We start from the raw sequence: 15014 nt of genomic DNA, 5'->3' as shown, positions 1-15014 counted from the left end.
TACTAAAGGGTTAGGAAAATTCTATATTAGGGAACTTCATTTTATCCTTGCTATTTTGATCGCTACTATTTTTGTCGTAATACACCTTCTTGCTGTAGTACATATAACCACTATCAGCAGTAACTCCATTCACCACCATTCCTAAAACGGGCGATCGCGCTTGCTCAAGCATCATCTTCGTACTCTTAGCAACAGCAGAGTCAAGCACTCCAGGACGTACAACCAGCAATATCCCATCTGCCATCTTGCCTAACATTAGTCCATCACCAAACAGACTCAAGGCAGGAGTATCAATAATGACACAATCATAATCTTTGGCTGCCTCTTCGATTAATAAAGACATGCGCTGCGAGTCTAGTAGTGCTGCCGGATTAGGTGGAATTGTGCCAACAGTTAGCACATCTAAGTTAACCAATACTTCTTGGGTAGTGCGGGAAAACTCTGCTTGACTGACTAAAACATTACTCAGTCCTAGCAAGTTAGGTAATTTCCAGATTTGTTGTTGGCAGGAGTGACGCATATCCGCATCTACCAACAGCACTTTGCGTCCCATATGTGCTTTAGCTACTGCCAGGTTAGATGCCACAAATGACCTACCTTCACCTGGACTTGAACTAACCACAGCAATTACTTTTAGCGGTTTATCAAAAACGGTAAAATCCAAGTTGGTCTGAAGCATCTCAAACGCTGAATTTCCTGCCGAGTAAGGATTGTCTCTCATTGACAGTTCTAATAAAGACTCTGCCTCACCACCTTTAGATTTTTGACCTAAGTGAGGAATTGTACCGAGCAAGGGATAATCAAATAGCTGTTGAGCTTGCTCAATAGTTTTCAGAGATCGATCCATAGCTTCCAACATTAAAGCTATCGCCACGCCTAGCAAAATTCCCAAAAATCCACCTAGCGGGAGGTAGAGTTTAATTTTGTTAGCTGCTTTGTTGGGAACTAAAGCCATAGATACCACCTGTGCATTACCGACATTTTGATTGACAGCGACATCCACTTCTTGCGATCGCTTCAGCAGTTCTTCATAAGTTCCTCGTGCTACTTGCAACTGTCGCTCTAGCTGTTGTTGGTTTTGTTGCAATTGGGGTAAGACACCCAACCGTTTTTGGGACATTGTGTATGCATCCTGCAAAACCTTAATTCGATTGGCTAATGCTGAACGTTCCACATCCGACTGCACCAACTGAGCAGTTAGAGTCTGCTTGAGTTCCCCCATCTGTAAATTTTGCGTTGGTACAGATTTTTCGCTGCCCGCGTTTTCCGAAACTCGCATTCCTAACTGTTTTTTGAGAGCTGCTGCTTTTGCCCTCAAATTAACGATCGCTGGATGTTCATTTGTATAGCGAGTCTGTGCCACCGCTAACTCGTTTTCTACTTTCTGATATTCTGTTAGTACCTCCTGCACACCTTTTGACTGACTTAAATTGCCCATATCTACAGCTTGCAGCGAATTCAATTTCAATTGACGTTGCAGAAGTTGTGAGCGAGTCTCGGCATCTACCAAGTTGGACTGAGCTTGAGTTATCTGACCAGATAACTCATTGAGCCTTTCCACACCTGTGGTAGCTTCTTGGTCTAAGGCAACTACCTTGTTTTCTTCTTTAAACTTACGCAAAGCTGTCTCTGCTCTAACTACCCTTGCCTCTACATCAGGCAATTGGTTACTCAAAAATCTCTTTGCAACCCTTGCCTGGGCTTGATTAACGCTAATATTATTTGCCAGGTAATATTTCATCACCGAATTCACAACAGCTGCGGCTTCTTTTGGATCGCTACTGCGGTAAGAAATCGCCAAAATATCTGTACCTCGGATACTTTTAGCCTTGAGTTTTTTGAGAAACTCATCTATTTCTAGAGGTGTTCCTTTCTTATCTGTCAGGCTTAGGCTAGTAATGGTTTTCTTAACTATTGGATTGGAGCGAATTATCTCTGCTTCTGTATCCAATGGGCTGCTTAGTTGAGTGACACCGTTTAACTCTCCAACTTGTGCCGAGGGACTTGTCAGCGAAGAAACACGGTCAGTTTTACTGAAAAGCAACTTGCCTTCTGCTTCATAAATTGGTTTTTGTCTGATGGCAATTAAAGCTGAGAGTCCAAAAATAGAGGCAGTCACCGCAGCTATGACTAGCCAACGCCTTTTCAGAATCAGCGAGTATTGTTGCAAATCTAGAGAGTTTTGGTCTTCTTGGTTGGGAGGCATAGAATATATTGCCAATACCTGAAATACTTAGTAATTTTGCTTAACAATTTTGGTAGTCCAAGATAGTCATTTGGACATACTTAGGTTTAATATTTTACAAAATTAAGTATATAAAAAATGCCAGATTTATCTGTAACTTTTCCAGTTCACTTTCTTTTTTGTTACATATTTATTAGACTTATCCCAGAAATATTATCTAAATGTCAACGGACTTTTGATATTCTTTATTAAAGTTTTAAATTACTTTAATACCAAATGTATGTGAATATTACTGTACCTTCACCAATGACAATCCTTGACATGAAGTTGATAACAGCATTTTATCAATTAAAATCCTTGATATGAAGTTGCTCACAGCATTTTATCAGATAGAATAAATTTTTTACTATTACTTTATCACTCTGTAAATATGTACTTTCAAAGTAAATTTACTGTAATGATTTAAATTTAAAGTTTATATAGCCTACATTCATGGCATTATGCAAATGTCAAAGCAAGAACTTTAAATCTATTGTGTGAGTCGGACAGCCAGCGCAAGTAAAATGTGTTTTTTATAGACATAGTACCCAAAGGCACTGACAATTACCGTTCCAGCTTCTAATACTCAATACCCAATTGCTTTGAAAAACAGAGCATTATAAAAATTTATCGTTTCTCTATGCTTTGACACAATACGGCTAGTTTTTAGTATTACCATCTTTGAATTTATTGCTGCTTTTAAGAAATAAAGAAATACCAGGATACTGAAAAATAATCAAAATCAATGACTCTTACAAGTTATGTTAGTCACGCTACCAATGCTAGGTTGCCAAATATAGTCCGCAGCCTACCGATATTGCTCTTGTTAGGGGATATTTTTGGCTTGCTCATTTGTTTAGCGATCGCACAATGGTTGCGTTTAGATCAACCCTTACATTGGCTCAATCCATTGCTTTATGGATTTGTTTGCATGATACTTGCAGCATTTTATTTAGCAGATGCTTACTATCCAGATCGGCAAATTGCAGGTTTGAGAGCGCCGGCTCGAATTATTGTTTGTAACGTTGCGATCGCGTTCTTTATTTCTGCGCTCATTTACTTGTCAGGTATTGCCCAACATAATCCGGTATCGTGGCGGAGTGTCTTTCTACCTAGCTTGGGAATCTTTACCATTTGGGCAGTGATATTGCGCTTGGTGGCAGTGAAATTAGTGCGATCGCACGAAGAGAAAAGTCGTTGGTTGATACTAGGAGCAGGGGATAATTCCATTAAATTTACACAAAAATTGCTGGGACTTAATCCTTTAGGAAAGTTGACTGTTCTAGCGGAGGAAAATCAAAAAATCATAGACTTACCAAAAAGCAATCTGAGTTATCAGGGAAATCTGAGCGATTTGTCGCAATGGAGTCAAGAATCCTGGTCTGGAGTCATAGTTACAGCGCAGATAAATTTTTCCACATCTGAAGCACAACAGTTAATGCAGATGCGCTTGCGAGGTATTCCGGTTTACACATTGCCGGATGTTTACGAAACATTTTGGTATAAACTACCTTCATCGCTGCTACAAGATAAATGGTTGGCTTTTAGCGATGGTTTTAACCTAATGCCTGGTTACTTCAGTAAGAAGCTGAAGCGAGTTGTCGATATCATATTGATACTATTTTTACTAGTATTAGTTGCACCACTTCTGTTGTTGGTTGCATTGCTAATTAGATTAGATAGTCCTGGTCCAGTATTGTACAGTCAGCAGCGAAGTGGTTTATACGGTAAACCATTTAGAGTTTATAAATTTCGCTCCATGTATCAAGATGCAGAGAAGTTGGGGGCGCAGTGGGCTAGTCAACGCGATCGACGGATCACCAAAGTCGGATACTGGCTACGTTTGTTACGTATTGACGAATTACCCCAAATATGGAACGTCTTACAGGGTGAAATGAGTCTGATTGGGCCTCGTCCAGAACGACCAGAATTTGATGTCAAACTCAAAGAAGCGATTCCCTACTATGAAGTACGCTATCTGGTAAAACCGGGAATTACAGGTTGGGCACAGGTTATGTATCCCTATGGAGCATCTATTGAAGATGCTTATGAAAAGCTTTCTTACGATCTGTATTACATCAAGAATTATTCCATTTGGTTGGATTTAGCGATCGCCTTCAAAACAATTCGAGTTGTTTTGTTAGGTAAAGGTAGATAAGGAAAAGAAATGAAAAAGAAAATATTGGTAACTGGCGGTGCTGGTTACATTGGCTCCCATGTAGTTCGTCAACTGGGGGAAGCTGGTTATGATGTCGTCGTCTACGACAACTGCTCTACAAGTTCACCAGCATCCGTACTACACGGTAAACTGATTATTGGCGATTTAGTAGACATCGGGCATCTTTATCAAGTTTTTGCCCAGGATGAATTCAGCGCCGTCTTACACTTTGCCGCTAGTCTGATTGTTCCAGAATCAGTAGCTCATCCCCTCGACTACTACGCAAACAACACCCGCAATACCTTAAATTTGCTGCGCTGCTGTAGTGTTATGGGTGTTAACAATTTCATTTTTTCCAGCACCGCCGCAGTCTACGGAGAAGTCGAACAAAATCCTGTTACTGAGTCGAATCCCACACAGCCCATTAATCCTTACGGACGTTCAAAGTTGATGAGTGAATGGCTGATCCAGGACTATGCAGCAGTATCTTCACTAAACTACGTAATTCTACGTTATTTTAATGTAGCAGGTTCTGAACCAAGTGGACTATTGGGGCAAATGTCACCGAATGCTACTCATTTGATTCGGGCTGCTTGTGATGCGGCACTCAAGCGCAAGCCGGAAGTACGAATTTTTGGTACTGATTTTCCTACGCCCGATGGAACCGCAATCCGAGACTATATCCACGTTGAGGATTTGGCGACTGCTCATTTAAATGCTTTGGATTACTTAGAAAAAAGAGGTGAAAGCCAAATTTTCAACTGCGGTTACGGGCAAGGATACAGCGTGCGACAAGTTATTGAAAGAGTCAAGGCTATTTCTGGTGTAGATTTTCCGGTTATTTCCGCACCACGTCGTCCGGGCGATCCTGCCTGTGTTGCGGCTTGTGCTGATAAAATTCGTAGGGTTTTGGGTTGGCAACCAAAGCACAATGATTTAGACGAGATTATCGACACAACCATTTCTTGGGAAAAACAGAAGAGTAACTTGGTAAGGCAGAAGCATCTAAATATGGCATATGCATAATTAGAACTGTAACACCTAATTAACCTTGTAGCCTGTAATTTACATAGGCATTATCAGTAAACAAAGGCACGCAATCACTAACGTTGTAGGCGGCGGACAGTTCAACATCTGACTCAAAACCTTTTTCAATCAACTCTTTACCCGAACTGCATTTTTTCAAGTACCCCGGTAAATCCTGGTGGAAAGCCTGAAATGTTGCCACAGCAACTTCAGATTCTGGTGATAGACTGCCATGTAAATAACTGAGAATTGCCCCAGCAGCAATTAAATCTTCAAATGCAGGACGTAGGCTACCATCATCTTTCCACCTCTCACCGGCAGGAATCACAGCGATTTTATCACCATACTTTTGAGCAAACTGCGCCACAGCTTGACAATTTCGCAAGCAGCCAGCCAAAGTTGGTGTATTCCCTGTATGTAAGGTCAGAAAAGAACCATTAGGTGAGGGTAAAACTAGTCTAGTTCCAGCCGGAATCTGAGCCACCGATTTTGGCGAGAGAGAATATCCTGTTGTAGTCCAACGTTGTCTATGACTTGCCAACTCTGCTCGTACTGACTTGGCATAATCTATGACAGATTCATCTCTGATTGCGTAGGGAAAAATTATCGCGCCGTTGTTGGTGGCAATTTCCACGCAGGTAGAAAAAGAGAGAACGTCAACTATCACAACTACATCACTGATAGAAGCGAGTTGAGCAACTCCTTGTGGTCCCCATTCACAGCGTAAATCAAACTCTGATTGGTTGTAAATCATTGGTGCGATCGCAAAAGACAATATGATCAAAATCAAACCACAAATTAACCAAGCCAGTGTAAATAATTAAAGGTTTGTAGTAATCACTTCAGTGCTAATTTGAGGGCTAAAGCCCTTACTATAAAATCTGCCCACAAGGTAAATATAAGGCTTTAAGTTCAGGTTAGGAGTTATAATCAATATAAAAATTGAACGATAAAAATCTCATGAATTTAGTTGTAAAAACTTCCACTGGCAAGACTGCACCTAAGTTAACTTATGATGTGCTGATTGAAAATCAACAAGATGGCGGAGTTAGTGCGACAGTTTTAGGCTTGCCAGATTTTAGAGGCTCTGGTGTAACTAAAGAACAAGCACTAGAGAAACTAATTCAACTTTTACAAGAGCGAGAACCAGAAATAGTAACTTTGGAAATTGAGCTTCCCCAAACCGAACATCCTTGGATGAAATTTGCGGGAATGCACAAAGATAACCCTCTTTTTAGTGAAGTGCTGGAATACATAGAAGCTGAACGGAGTCAAATTGACTTGGAGAATGAGACAAAGTGAGTATTCTGTGGATATTAGATACAGATCATTTGTCGTTATTTCAAAATAGTCATCCACTAGTTACGCAACGCATAAGACAGCAGAATCCTGAAGATTTAGCCATAACAGTGATTACATTCGAAGAGAAAGTTAAAGGATGGCTGAATGTTATCAACAAATATAATAATCAACCTTCTAAGTATGATAAATTAATATGGGGATACAAGGGATTATGGGATGAAATAGAATATTTCAAAAAGATAAAATTACTTGAATTTGATACTAAAGCTTGTAATGTTTACGATGAATTAGTTAAGCAAAAAATTCGCGTTGGGACTCAAGATTTACGCATTGCAGCAATTACGCTGTCAGTAAATGGGATTTTAGTAACCCGCAACCGCAAGGATTTTGAGAAAGTTCCTAATTTGCGTTTAGAAGATTGGACTATATCTTAATTTGTCTCAAGGCTAAATTGACCTAAATGTTATAATCAATATAAAAATTGAAAGATAAAAATCTTATGGTCAAAAAATAGCTGTAGAAGTGAAATCCTTTATAGGTGCGTCGGAAGTAACTGAATTTCATCTCGCTTTAGGTCAAACCTTGAATTACCGGCTAGCATTAAAAAAAGAAGAACCAGAACGCATTTTATATCTAGCTATTAGCCAAGATACATATCAAGACTTTTTCTCACGTCAATTTATTCAAGATTCTTTAAAAGAATATCAAATTAAACTTTTAATATTTAATTCCTTAAGTCAGGACATTGTTTTATGGAAGGAATAAATTACTCTCAAATCATTCAAGATATTTTAAGTAACCATTCCGCTAATGACGTGGCTAATGGCACAGAGGTTCAATTGTTGTTTGACGCAGAACGCCATCATTATCAAGTCTTAAATATTGGCTGGAAAGAACAACGGAGAATTTATGGAGTCATCATTCATGTTGATATCAAAGACAAAAAAATTTGGATACAAAGAGATGGTACAGAAATCGGCATTGCTAACGAATTAATCGCGGCTGGGGTATCGAAAGAAGATATTGTATTAGGATTTCACGCTCCTTATAAACGCGAATTTACTGATTTTGCTGTTGGATAAGTAGCACGAAATAAGCAATAGTAATCTTTGCCCTGATCATCCACTATCCGGTAAACTCAGAAATACTGCGTTATTCCTGATCATGTCCGATTCCCAAACTGTTAGTGCTGCTGTTGCCAAACTCTACAATACCTACCCCTTTCCGCCGGAAGCCCTGTTGGATGAACCACCTCCAGGCTACAACTGGCGCTGGAATTGGCTAGCCGCTCATAACTTCTGCACAGGTCAAAAACCCCAAAGGCAAGATATTCGGATTTTAGATGCAGGTTGCGGTACTGGTGTGGGTACAGAGTACCTGGTTCACCTCAATCCTCAAGCTTCTGTTGTCGGAATTGACCTCAGTACAGGCGCTTTAGCTGTAGCCAAAGAACGTTGTCAGCGTTCAGGGGCTAACCGCGTGGAGTTTCATCACCTCAGCTTGTTTGACGTGGAACAGTTACCGGGTGAGTTTGATTTAATTAACTGTGTTGGTGTTTTGCATCATACCCCCGATCCGATTCGTGGTATTCAAGCCTTGGCGAAGAAGTTAGCCCCAGGCGGCTTGATGCACATTTTTGTGTATGGAGAATTGGGACGCTGGGAAATTCAACTCATGCAAAAAGCGATCGCACTTATTCAAGGTGACAAAAAAGGCGACTACCGCGATGGCGTCCAAGTTGGGCGGCAAATCTTCTCTTCACTACCAGAAAATAACCGAATTGTCAAATACGATAAACAACGTTGGTCACTAGAAAACCACAAGGATGAATACTTTGCTGATATGTACGTTCATCCCCAGGAAATTGATTACAACATTGAGACGCTATTTGAATTAATTGATGCTTCAGGATTGGAGTTTATTGGTTTCTCGAATCCGAGTTTCTGGGATTTAGAGAGACTTTTGGGCAAAGCACCAGAGTTAGTAGAACGGGCTAAAGATTTGAGCGATCGCCAGCTTTACCGCCTGATAGAATTATTAGATCCAGAAGTAACTCATTACGAGTTTTTCCTCGGTCGTCCTCCCTTAATCAAAGCCGACTGGACAGACGATAACGCCCTATTAGCAGCGATTCCCGAACTTAATCCTTGCATTGAGGGATTTCCCAGTCAATGTTTCTTTAATTACGATTACCAGATTGTTAATTTATCAGTAGCAGAGTTTGAGTTTATGCAAAGATGTGATAATAAATCCACCGTTGCAGAGATTTTGAGAGGTGTAGAACTGGGATTGGATGGGGTAAGAACGCTTCTCCAGCAGCAGCTGATTTTATTGACACCTGCTTAATTACACTGGACTCCGATACTGAGTTAGTAAAACAAATTTATACTCGTGGTGATCAGCGATCGCTGATCACCACTTTTAGCAAATTAATGTAGATTAGAAAAGTGCCGAAGAAACGGGGTATTGTACATCCCAAAAGTTGGAGTTTTCTGGAATTCAGCACTGGTGCGATGTTTAACCACAAGCCGCTACTCTACAAATTCTAATTTGCGGTACGTCCACACACTCCTCAAGCACCAGTTGATTTTCTTGACACCGACTTAATTCAAACACCAAGATGCTATCTAACGTCTTTGGAGGAAATTATTCTCTCAAAAAACCTGGAATTGGAAGAAATTTTGAATTTTCAGGCAGCGATTCTTGATAATTCACCCCCTCACTCCCCCACATCATCAGCTGCTCTCTCGCTTCTGAGGGCGCGATTTTACTGACTGTCCAATGTTGATAAGAAGTTAATTGTTTTTTCCTAAAGTATTGTTACCGCATCGTGATATGATTCATCTGACTGAATGTGCAGTCATCATGTTTAACTGTACTGGTTTCAAGTCCCGTGAGCTTGTCAGACGAATCAATTGCGCCCACTCCGACAACGCAACAAGATGCTAAAACTGATTCTGAAGACACAGAATCAGATAACTCCATGCAAGAGTTCTATCAACTCTTCCAGCGATTGTTGGTAATCACGCTTGTCTTGACGGGGGTTATTTTTATCTCTGTGTGGATTTTTTATTCCTTGAACATTGCTCTTAATTATTTAATTGGGGCGTGTACAGGTGTGGTTTACTTAAAAATGCTGGCTAGAGACGTTGAGCAGCTCGGTAGTGAGAAAACCAGTTTGAGCAAAACTCGTTTTGCTCTATTTATGGGAGTAATGATCGTAGCAACTCAATGGCATGAGCTACAGATTCTACCCATATTTTTGGGATTTCTCACTTACAAAGCCACCCTCCTCGTCTATATGGTGCAAATTGCGTTCATTTCTGATTCTTAAAAAGTCAGGCTCACAAAGACAATAATCCCATCCTCGCTTGTTGGGGAAAATGCTTGAAGAATGCAAATGCTTAGTGTCTTAAACGCCTTTAATTCTTTTCCCCTCGCCGCATTAGAAGTAGGTCATCATTTCTACTGGCAGTTGGGCAATCTTAAAATTCATGGGCAAGTTTTTCTCACCTCATGGTTTGTGATTAGCATTTTAGTAGTGGCTTCAATAGCTGCTACTCGCAACGCACAAAGAATTCCTAAAGGCATCCAAAATTTGATGGAATATGCCCTAGAATTTATTCGTGATTTGGCAAAAAACCAACTCGGTGAGAAAGACTATCGCCCTTGGGTGCCATTTATTGGCACATTGTTCTTGTTTATTTTCGTATCGAACTGGTCGGGTGCGCTAATTCCTTGGAAGCTCATCAAGCTACCTTCGGGTGAATTGGCAGCTCCCACCAATGACATCAATACGACTGTTGCATTGGCACTGCTAACCTCTTTAGCGTACTTTTACGCAGGTTTTAGCAAACGGGGTTTGGGCTACTTTAAGAAATATATAGAGCCAACACCCATTCTATTGCCGATCGCAATTCTCGAAGATTTCACCAAGCCCCTCTCCCTAAGCTTCCGGCTATTTGGTAATATTTTAGCCGATGAGCTGGTAGTAGCGGTGCTGGTTCTGCTAGTTCCTCTATTTGTACCTCTGCCTGTAATGGCCTTGGGTTTATTTACCAGTGCCATTCAAGCCCTGGTTTTTGCTACCCTAGCGGGGGCATACATTCATGAGGCAATCGAGGGACACGGTGAAGAAGAGCATGAGGAGCATTAAACTTCTCAGTTGATAGCACAGTTCCAAGAGCATATTCGCTCAAAACATCGCAAAAGCGATTTGTCAGAACTCGGTGCAGCGAGCGTGAAAAACACGTTTCTAGTCGTTAACGTACATTTGTTAGTTTTGTAATCAAACCAAGGAAAATTAAAATGGATCCATTAGTACAGGCTGCTTCAGTTCTCGCTGCTGCTTTAGCGATTGGTTTAGCTGCAATTGGCCCTGGTATTGGTCAAGGAAATGCTGCTGGACAAGCAGTAGAAGGTATTGCCCGTCAACCAGAAGCAGAAGGAAAAATTCGCGGTACTCTGCTATTAACCTTGGCTTTCATGGAATCCCTGACTATTTATGGTCTAGTTATTGCCCTGGTGTTGCTGTTTGCTAACCCCTTCGCAGGATAAGACCTAAAAGTCTTTGTGAGTGTGGAGACGTGAACCATCACGCCTCTACCATCTAAATATTTTGGGCATTAAATCGTTCTGATGTAGTTGACTAACAATTTTGGATTTTGGATTTGGGATTATCAAGAGTTTTCGGTACATAGCCCTAAGCTTGTCGGTAGAACAAATCTAAAATTGCAAATCTAAAATCCAAAATCCCTTGACCCTTGTTGGCTATGGGTCTTTAAAATATCAAAGGTTGGATAATGTTGCTAGCCAGGAAAACTGCTACTCCAGCCAAAGAGGAGAGAAATGTTTGATTTCGATGCTACCTTGCCCTTCATGGCATTACAATTCCTGCTATTGGCAGCTTTGTTGAATGTAATTTTCTACAAGCCACTGACCAAGGTACTAGACGATCGCGATAATTATATCCGAACTAATACCCTTGATGCGCGGGAACGCTTGGCGAAAGCTGAACGTTTAGCTACTGAATATGAGCAGCAACTCGCAGACGCTCGCAGACAATCGCAAGCTACTGTAGAAGCCGCTCAAGTTGAAGCTAAGAAAATTACTGCCGAAAAAATCGCTGAAGCCCAAAAAGAAGCTCAGTCTCAACGAGAACAAGCTGCTGTTGAAATAGAGCAACAAAAGCAGGAAGCTATGCGTACCTTAGAGCAACGAGTTGATGCTCTAAGTAGGCAGATTCTAGAAAAACTATTAGGACCAACTCCAGTTAGATAAACTAACAAGACTGGTTCTCTTGAAAGCATACGCGCAACTGGGCGGTAGTCCCAGAGCGCTTAATTAAGTGTCAAAAAAGGCACTTTTTCCCTTCGGGAAAGATACTTTATTTCCCCAAACGGAAAATACAACGTATTAGCAAGCGAGCAGCGCACTTGTAAATGGGTATCATGGGCACATTCTTATTACTTGCCGCAGAAGCAAACGCTGTTAACTCTGAATTGGCAGAAGGCGCAGCAGAAGGTGGTTTCGGTCTAAACCTAGACATTTTTGAAACCAACCTGATCAATATAGCGATTCTGATTGGCATGCTATTCTACTTCGGACGTAAAGTTTTAAGCAATATCCTGAACGAGCGACAAGCCAATATTGCCACCGCAATTCAGGAAGCAGAAGGGCGCTTAAAAGAGGCACAGAAGGCTCTATCCCAAGCGCAAGAGCAGTTGACCCAATCTCAGGCAGAAGCAGAACGTATCCGCAAATCTGCCCAAGAAAACGCTATCAAGACTAAAGAAGCCCTGTTAGCGAAAGCAGTGCAAGACGTAGAACGACTGAAACAAACAGCAGCAGCCGATTTAAACAGCGAAACAGACCGAGCGATCGCTCAACTGCGGCAACGAGTTGCTACACTAGCATTGCAAAAAGTCGAATCGCAACTCAAAGGCGGGATTGCCGACGATGCTCAACAAAGTTTAATTGACCGCAGCATCGCACAACTCGGAGACAATGTATGACCAGCAATGTAGCAACAGCCGAAATAGCCCAGCCTTATGCACAGGCACTTTTGTCAATAGCGCAATCGAAAAATTTGACAGAACAGTTCGGGGAAGATGCGCGTACTTTCCTGGGTCTGCTGAGAGCAGACAAACAGCTACAAAACTTCTTCAGCAACCCGTTTATTCAGTCTGAGAACAAAAAAGCTCTGATTAAACAAATACTCGGTGAAGGCGCTAACCCCTACTTACGCAATTTTTTGCTAATACTAGTAGATAAACGGCGCATTGCCTTCTTGGAATCAATTTTTCAACAATACTTGGCGCTGTTGCGGCAGCTGAATCAAACCGTATTAGCGGAAGTAATTTCAGCCGTTCCCCTCACAGAAGCTCAACAGCAGGCAATCATCCAAAAGGTCATTGCCATCACGAATGCTCGCCAGGTAGAACTAGAAACCAAGGTAGACAGCGAGTTAATCGGTGGTGTGATCATTAAAGTAGGTTCGCAGGTAATTGACGCCAGTATCCGGGGTCAGTTGCGCCGCCTTTCATTGCGCTTAACCAGTGGTTAAAAAGTTAGGAGTTAGGAGTTAGGAGCAGAGACGTACAGGAGTTAGCAGTTAAGAGTTAAGTAAACAATAATTTATTTTGACTTTTAACTTGTAATTTTTGCATTTTTAACTCATCACTCTTAATTCATCACTCCTAACTCTTAACTCATCACTCCTAACTCTTTAAATTTTCAGTCTCGAAAGCAAAAAAGATAGACACATGAGCATATCAATTAGACCTGACGAAATTAGCAGCATTATCCAACAACAAATCGAGCAATACGATCAAGAGGTCAAAGTTGCTAACGTTGGTACCGTTCTACAAGTAGGTGACGGTATTGCCCGGATTTATGGACTGGAAAAGGCGATGTCTGGGGAACTCTTAGAATTTGAAGATGGCACAATTGGCATCGCCCAAAACTTAGAAGAAGACAACGTGGGCGCGGTGCTTATGGGTGAAGGGCTAGAAATTCAAGAAGGTAGTTCTGTAACCGCTACTGGTAAAATTGCCCAAGTACCCGTAGGAGAAGCCTTAATTGGACGAGTTGTAAACGCTTTGGGTCTTCCCATCGATGGTAAGGGAGAGATCAAGTCCTCAGAAAGCCGTTTGATTGAATCCCCAGCACCCGGTATCATTGCGCGTCGGTCTGTACACGAACCAATGCAAACGGGAATCACAGCTATTGACTCAATGATTCCCATCGGTCGTGGTCAACGGGAATTGATTATTGGCGATCGCCAAACCGGTAAAACTGCGATCGCGATCGACACCATCATCAACCAAAAAGAAGAAGATGTAGTTTGTGTCTACGTTGCGATCGGTCAAAAGGCTTCCACAGTTGCTAACGTGGTGCAGACATTGCAAGAAAAAGGCGCGATGGATTACACCGTCGTTGTCTTTGCTAGTGCCAGTGAACCAGCTACCCTACAATATCTAGCTCCCTACACAGGCGCAAGTATTGCTGAGTACTTTATGTACAAGGGTAAAGCTACCCTAGTAATTTATGATGACCTTTCCAAGCAAGCCCAAGCTTATCGCCAAATGTCCCTATTGCTGCGTCGTCCACCCGGACGCGAAGCCTACCCTGGAGATGTATTCTACATCCACTCCCGCTTGTTAGAAAGAGCCGCAAAGCTGAGTGACGAATTAGGTAAAGGCAGTATGACCGCCCTACCAATTATCGAAACCCAAGCTGGTGACGTTTCGGCATACATCCCCACCAACGTAATTTCCATTACCGATGGTCAGATATTCCTCTCTTCTGACCTGTTTAACGCTGGTATCCGTCCGGCTGTAAACCCTGGTATTTCTGTATCCCGTGTGGGTTCTGCGGCTCAAACCAAAGCAATGAAAAAAGTTGCCGGTAAGATTAAATTGGAACTAGCCCAATTTGATGACCTACAAGCCTTCGCCCAATTTGCCTCCGATTTGGATAAAGCCACTCAAGACCAGTTGGCACGGGGTCAACGGTTGCGCGAACTCCTCAAACAGCCACAAAATTCGCCACTCTCAGTATACGAGCAAGTCGCAATTTTATATGCTGGTATTAATGGCTATTTAGATGATATCCCTGTAAATCTAATAACCACCTTCACCAAAGGTCTACGGGAATACTTAAAAACTGGAAAAACCCAGTATGCACAAGCAGTACAAGCATCTAAAGCACTAGGTGACGCAGAAGAAGCTGCCTTGAAGGAAGCACTCACTGAATACAAGAAGACCTTCAAAGCTACAGCCTAATTAAAGTTAGGAGTGAAGA

Annotated in this window: 16 protein-coding genes; 14 read left to right on the top strand and 2 right to left on the bottom strand. The window is 41.7% G+C overall.

Annotated features, from left to right (window positions below):
• Positions 1-10: 10 nt before the first annotated feature.
• The gene (locus tag V7L05_RS20290; RefSeq protein WP_335166620.1) at positions 11-2206 is read right to left on the bottom strand and encodes a GumC family protein; all 2196 of its coding nucleotides are present in this window, start codon (positions 2204-2206) and stop codon (positions 11-13) included.
• A 763-nt stretch (positions 2207-2969) separates the two neighbouring features.
• Between V7L05_RS20290 and V7L05_RS20285 the strand changes: the two genes are divergently transcribed.
• Entirely contained in the window at positions 2970-4382 is a 1413-nt protein-coding gene (locus tag V7L05_RS20285; protein WP_335166618.1) for a sugar transferase, read from the top strand.
• A 9-nt stretch (positions 4383-4391) separates the two neighbouring features.
• Positions 4392-5408: a UDP-glucose 4-epimerase GalE gene (gene galE / locus V7L05_RS20280; protein WP_335166616.1), complete on the top strand. Its 1017-nt coding sequence runs from the start codon at positions 4392-4394 to the stop codon at positions 5406-5408.
• Positions 5409-5427: 19 nt separating this feature from the next.
• Here the strand turns inward: galE and V7L05_RS20275 are convergent, their stop codons facing one another.
• Positions 5428-6192: a 2-phosphosulfolactate phosphatase gene (locus V7L05_RS20275; protein WP_335166614.1), complete on the bottom strand. Its 765-nt coding sequence runs from the start codon at positions 6190-6192 to the stop codon at positions 5428-5430.
• Between the two features lie 176 nt (positions 6193-6368).
• Between V7L05_RS20275 and V7L05_RS20270 the strand changes: the two genes are divergently transcribed.
• The 12 genes from V7L05_RS20270 (at position 6369) to atpA (ending at position 14995) form a co-directional block, all read left to right on the top strand.
• On the top strand, positions 6369-6710 hold the full coding sequence (locus V7L05_RS20270; RefSeq protein WP_335166612.1) for a hypothetical protein: 342 nt from the start codon (positions 6369-6371) through the stop codon (positions 6708-6710).
• The gene (locus V7L05_RS20265) at positions 6707-7144 is read left to right on the top strand and encodes a type II toxin-antitoxin system VapC family toxin (RefSeq protein WP_335166611.1); all 438 of its coding nucleotides are present in this window, start codon (positions 6707-6709) and stop codon (positions 7142-7144) included. Before V7L05_RS20270 ends, V7L05_RS20265 begins: the two co-directional genes overlap by 4 nt.
• A 76-nt stretch (positions 7145-7220) precedes the next feature.
• The gene (locus V7L05_RS20260) at positions 7221-7475 is read left to right on the top strand and encodes an element excision factor XisH family protein (RefSeq protein WP_335166649.1); all 255 of its coding nucleotides are present in this window, start codon (positions 7221-7223) and stop codon (positions 7473-7475) included.
• On the top strand, positions 7463-7792 hold the full coding sequence (locus V7L05_RS20255) for a XisI protein (RefSeq protein WP_190911841.1): 330 nt from the start codon (positions 7463-7465) through the stop codon (positions 7790-7792). The genes V7L05_RS20260 and V7L05_RS20255 overlap by 13 nt, the downstream gene beginning before the upstream one ends.
• 82 nt (positions 7793-7874) lie before the next feature.
• On the top strand, positions 7875-9056 hold the full coding sequence (locus tag V7L05_RS20250) for a class I SAM-dependent methyltransferase (protein ID WP_335166607.1): 1182 nt from the start codon (positions 7875-7877) through the stop codon (positions 9054-9056).
• 547 nt (positions 9057-9603) lie between these two features.
• A complete protein-coding gene (locus tag V7L05_RS20245; RefSeq protein ID WP_335166605.1) occupies positions 9604-10044 on the top strand; it encodes an ATP synthase subunit I in 441 nt (146 codons plus the stop codon).
• 60 nt (positions 10045-10104) lie between these two features.
• Positions 10105-10866, top strand: a complete 762-nt coding sequence (gene atpB / locus V7L05_RS20240) for a F0F1 ATP synthase subunit A (protein WP_335166603.1) — start codon at positions 10105-10107, stop codon at positions 10864-10866.
• A gap of 152 nt (positions 10867-11018) precedes the next feature.
• Complete coding sequence (gene atpE / locus V7L05_RS20235; protein ID WP_196521630.1) at positions 11019-11267, top strand: ATP synthase F0 subunit C; 249 nt, start codon at positions 11019-11021, stop codon at positions 11265-11267.
• A 291-nt stretch (positions 11268-11558) separates the two neighbouring features.
• Positions 11559-11990 carry a F0F1 ATP synthase subunit B' gene (locus tag V7L05_RS20230; protein ID WP_334948645.1) on the top strand — a complete coding sequence of 144 codons (432 nt, stop codon included), beginning with the start codon at positions 11559-11561 and terminating at the stop codon, positions 11988-11990.
• 161 nt (positions 11991-12151) lie between these two features.
• Positions 12152-12724: a F0F1 ATP synthase subunit B gene (locus V7L05_RS20225; protein ID WP_335166601.1), complete on the top strand. Its 573-nt coding sequence runs from the start codon at positions 12152-12154 to the stop codon at positions 12722-12724.
• Complete coding sequence (gene atpH / locus V7L05_RS20220; RefSeq protein ID WP_335166599.1) at positions 12721-13275, top strand: ATP synthase F1 subunit delta; 555 nt, start codon at positions 12721-12723, stop codon at positions 13273-13275. The genes V7L05_RS20225 and atpH overlap by 4 nt, the downstream gene beginning before the upstream one ends.
• Before the next feature lie 199 nt (positions 13276-13474).
• Positions 13475-14995: a F0F1 ATP synthase subunit alpha gene (gene atpA / locus V7L05_RS20215; protein WP_335166597.1), complete on the top strand. Its 1521-nt coding sequence runs from the start codon at positions 13475-13477 to the stop codon at positions 14993-14995.
• The last annotated feature ends 19 nt before the right edge of the window (positions 14996-15014 follow it).

Source organism: Nostoc sp. (assembly GCF_036917755.1).
Lineage (GTDB): Bacteria > Cyanobacteriota > Cyanobacteriia > Cyanobacteriales > Nostocaceae > Nostoc.
The sequence above is the reverse complement of the archived record's forward strand: the minus strand, read 5'-3'. Positions and strand labels throughout refer to the sequence as shown.

Bases quoted from the DNA above. Each gene is read 5' to 3' on its own strand.
- V7L05_RS20255 (WP_190911841.1), top strand. From the start codon at position 7,463: ATGGAAGGAATAAATTACTCTCAAATCATTCAAGATATTTTAAGTAAC.
- atpE (WP_196521630.1), top strand. From the start codon at position 11,019: ATGGATCCATTAGTACAGGCTGCTTCAGTTCTCGCTGCTGCTTTAGCG.
- V7L05_RS20270 (WP_335166612.1), top strand. From the start codon at position 6,369: ATGAATTTAGTTGTAAAAACTTCCACTGGCAAGACTGCACCTAAGTTA.
- galE (WP_335166616.1), top strand. From the start codon at position 4,392: ATGAAAAAGAAAATATTGGTAACTGGCGGTGCTGGTTACATTGGCTCC.
- atpA (WP_335166597.1), top strand. From the start codon at position 13,475: ATGAGCATATCAATTAGACCTGACGAAATTAGCAGCATTATCCAACAA.
- atpB (WP_335166603.1), top strand. From the start codon at position 10,105: ATGCAAATGCTTAGTGTCTTAAACGCCTTTAATTCTTTTCCCCTCGCC.
- V7L05_RS20225 (WP_335166601.1), top strand. From the start codon at position 12,152: ATGGGTATCATGGGCACATTCTTATTACTTGCCGCAGAAGCAAACGCT.
- V7L05_RS20290 (WP_335166620.1), bottom strand. From the start codon at position 2,206: ATGCCTCCCAACCAAGAAGACCAAAACTCTCTAGATTTGCAACAATAC.
- V7L05_RS20230 (WP_334948645.1), top strand. From the start codon at position 11,559: ATGTTTGATTTCGATGCTACCTTGCCCTTCATGGCATTACAATTCCTG.
- V7L05_RS20250 (WP_335166607.1), top strand. From the start codon at position 7,875: ATGTCCGATTCCCAAACTGTTAGTGCTGCTGTTGCCAAACTCTACAAT.
- atpH (WP_335166599.1), top strand. From the start codon at position 12,721: ATGACCAGCAATGTAGCAACAGCCGAAATAGCCCAGCCTTATGCACAG.
- V7L05_RS20285 (WP_335166618.1), top strand. From the start codon at position 2,970: ATGACTCTTACAAGTTATGTTAGTCACGCTACCAATGCTAGGTTGCCA.